Source organism: Atopobium sp. BS2 (assembly GCF_000565075.1).
Lineage (GTDB): Bacteria > Actinomycetota > Coriobacteriia > Coriobacteriales > Atopobiaceae > Lancefieldella.
On record NZ_JDFG01000011.1, the window covers coordinates 1 to 2,538 of the forward strand.

Here is a 2,538-nt window from a genome sequence, read left to right on the forward strand (position 1 = left end):
ATATTTTATGTACTTTATGCTGACTACAATGAAAAGCACAACAAGGCAGATAAATCCAAACCAAAATGCAATCGTACCAACACTGGTTTCAAAGGTAAACGCCGGCGCTGTAACACTAGCAACAACAATGCCTACATACACAATGAACCAGCTGGCGTGCACATTCTCCCAATTAAATTTTGCAATATAGCGAGAAGTAAAGAAAGCTATGCACAGGATGTGTAACGCAATTCCTGCGAACCAAAACAACTGTGCCACATCACCAATATCGGCCTTCATATACACCGAAATCAGCATAACTGCCATAGGATATGTTGCGGCAACTGAAAGCCCAATTGGATCCGAGAGCTCTCGCAACACAACTTTTGTAGACACCATAAATTTGAGGGTATAGAGAGCTAAAAGAGCAATAGAGAGTATGCCACAGGCAAGATAAAGACCCTCGAAAGAAGTCTTGAAAAGATTTCCAAGTGCTGCAAAACCTAAAGCAACACCACAAATAGCAACGGGAACTTTTTGAACATAGTTCATAAGGATTCTTCTATCTGTTTAGAAATCTCTTTTCTAACTCGAACACCTATACGATAGTGTATCTAAATAACCCTTTAATACTCAAAACCCAATGAACTTCCACAACAGCTTTCTGTCATAATAAACACCGACGTTATTTCTTACAACAAACGTCCACAAAGATAAAAACGCAACGTGTACTGGATAAAGTATGCTAGAACCGGTAGGTAGCCCGGTCGTCTCGTTATTACGAGATAAGTAACCTTCCCTCCTTGGGTTGTCCGTTCTTTGTGTAACTACATACAAGGAGGAATTTCATGAATCGATCTAGCGTCACGCTAACCGTTTTATTTGATGCTCCCTTTTGGGTGGGCGTCTTTGAACGTGTTGACGACGATAAACTTACGGTAGCAAAAGTTACATTCGGTGCAGAACCAAAAGACTATGAAGTATATGACTTTATACTCAAGAATTTTTATCGCCTTAAATTTAGTCCATCATTGATTATTGAAAATAACCGTACCTTTGAAAATCCCAAACGAAAACAACGTGCTGCGCGCAAACAGATGCAGAAAACGGGCATAGGCACCAAATCACAACAGGCCCTACAGCTACAACTTGAAGCTAAAAAAAATAGAGCTTAAAAATTTCAACAAAGTACAACAAGCAGTCCTAAAACAACATCAATTTGAGCTTAAGAAACAAAAACATAAAGAAAAACATCGAGGCCATTAATAGCTCACTTTGCTTTCATGCTTTCCAAGCTTCCCATTCTTTTCAAGCTTATTGTCAAGCCACCAAATTGGAATTGGAAGAATTTCATCAATGGGTTGAGTATTGTCCCAGATGTCGATAAATTCCTTTGTCTCCCTATCGTATAAGAACTTGCAATATACGTCATAATCAGGGGCTGAAAATTCTCCGCCGTAGAATCCGTCATCATACTCAATGTTATGAAAATAATAGTTGATATAATATGCGCCCATTTTTACCTCACTTAGTGGAAAATGCACTCCAAGAAAATGCATTTCCAGTCCATCTCCAAATATGTGAAAGAAGGATAAGACCTACAGACAATTTAAGTGGGTACTGCAATGGACAGTAAAAAATCTATGTTGTTGCTAACGAACATAACGATGAAAGGACTGGCATTATTCAATTACCCAATTAAATTTGAGGTCGTATAATTCAATCAACAAGCAATCCGTTCCTGATTGGAGTGAATATGATGTTATATTCAGTTATATCTTGGTCTCTAACCGCGATTCTTGGCGTTTGGTCTCTTATACTTCTATCCGGTCATGGTGCTGCTTCAATTGCTGGATTTAACACAATGACTGAAGATGAAAAGAAAACAATAGACGAGAAAAAGCTTTGTTTTGTAGCGGGTATTTGCATGCTTATAAGTGCGTTAGTACTCTTTTTCATGGCTATGCTTGGATCAAAAAATATAACAAACACAACAGCAATCATTGCGGGCAGTATTATTGCGATTGATGCGGCAGCAGCGGTTTATATAGCAAACACAAAATGCAAAAAATAATAAAAACCTGACGACAAAATACTTGAAGTTCTCATTACCTTTGGACAATGACTCTTGTTAAAATAAATGCAAAACATCACCTCAAACTACTCGTCTCTTTCGTCCCTCTTAAGACAAAGTCTGATCACGCACGTACGCAAGTAATCGTACAAGCACAACAATACAAAGCCCTGCTGCAAGCACAGTTTCAACAGTAGCTATTCCGTCGAGCCATTGAAGAGGCTGGCCGAGTCCAGCTAGGTATGCCGACGTCTGCGTACGCGCAACAACACAAATTACAAAGGGAAAAGTAAATGCGGCATGACTGGGAAAGAACGGTTTTGTAAGACACCTGATGCACCACACAAAAGAAACCACATAAATAATTGAAGCGATTACCAGCATAACCAAAAGAAACGGAACGGACTTTGGCGTAATAGATTGGATATATCCCGCAATGCAAAGACTTGTTGGAGCTGCATAAATACAAGCGAGCGACTCAGCAG

Annotated in this window: 6 protein-coding genes; 3 read left to right on the forward strand and 3 right to left on the reverse strand. The window is 39.3% G+C overall.

The window, feature by feature from the left end:
* The coding region (locus HMPREF1492_RS00855; RefSeq protein ID WP_035434995.1) for an SLAC1 family transporter at positions 1-531 on the reverse strand (531 nt) is incomplete at its 3' end.
* Positions 532-827: 296 nt separating this feature from the next.
* Between HMPREF1492_RS00855 and HMPREF1492_RS00860 the strand changes: the two genes are divergently transcribed.
* Both HMPREF1492_RS00860 and HMPREF1492_RS07900 read left to right on the forward strand, forming a co-directional pair.
* On the forward strand, positions 828-1,154 hold the full coding sequence (locus HMPREF1492_RS00860) for a YjdF family protein (protein ID WP_286127942.1): 327 nt from the start codon (positions 828-830) through the stop codon (positions 1,152-1,154).
* Positions 1,129-1,245, forward strand: coding sequence for a DUF2992 family protein (locus tag HMPREF1492_RS07900; protein WP_286127944.1), 117 nt, complete (start codon positions 1,129-1,131; stop codon positions 1,243-1,245). Before HMPREF1492_RS00860 ends, HMPREF1492_RS07900 begins: the two co-directional genes overlap by 26 nt.
* Here the strand turns inward: HMPREF1492_RS07900 and HMPREF1492_RS00865 are convergent.
* Complete coding sequence (locus HMPREF1492_RS00865; protein ID WP_035434999.1) at positions 1,242-1,538, reverse strand: hypothetical protein; 297 nt, start codon at positions 1,536-1,538, stop codon at positions 1,242-1,244. The genes HMPREF1492_RS07900 and HMPREF1492_RS00865 overlap by 4 nt on opposite strands.
* Before the next feature lie 197 nt (positions 1,539-1,735).
* On the opposite strand from HMPREF1492_RS00865, the gene HMPREF1492_RS00870 reads away from it, so the two are divergent.
* Entirely contained in the window at positions 1,736-2,053 is a 318-nt protein-coding gene (locus tag HMPREF1492_RS00870; RefSeq protein WP_035435001.1) for a DUF3784 domain-containing protein, read from the forward strand.
* 108 nt (positions 2,054-2,161) lie between these two features.
* On the opposite strand, the gene HMPREF1492_RS07735 is transcribed toward HMPREF1492_RS00870, so the two are convergent.
* Positions 2,162-2,538, reverse strand: a 377-nt coding sequence (locus tag HMPREF1492_RS07735) for a TDT family transporter (RefSeq protein WP_035435003.1), incomplete at its 5' end; no start/stop codon positions are given.

Coding starts and splice junctions, on each gene's coding strand:
- HMPREF1492_RS00860 (WP_286127942.1), top strand. CDS start 828: ATGAATCGATCTAGCGTCACGCTAACCGTTTTATTTGATGCTCCCTTT.
- HMPREF1492_RS00870 (WP_035435001.1), top strand. CDS start 1,736: ATGATGTTATATTCAGTTATATCTTGGTCTCTAACCGCGATTCTTGGC.
- HMPREF1492_RS00865 (WP_035434999.1), bottom strand. CDS start 1,538: ATGCATTTTCTTGGAGTGCATTTTCCACTAAGTGAGGTAAAAATGGGC.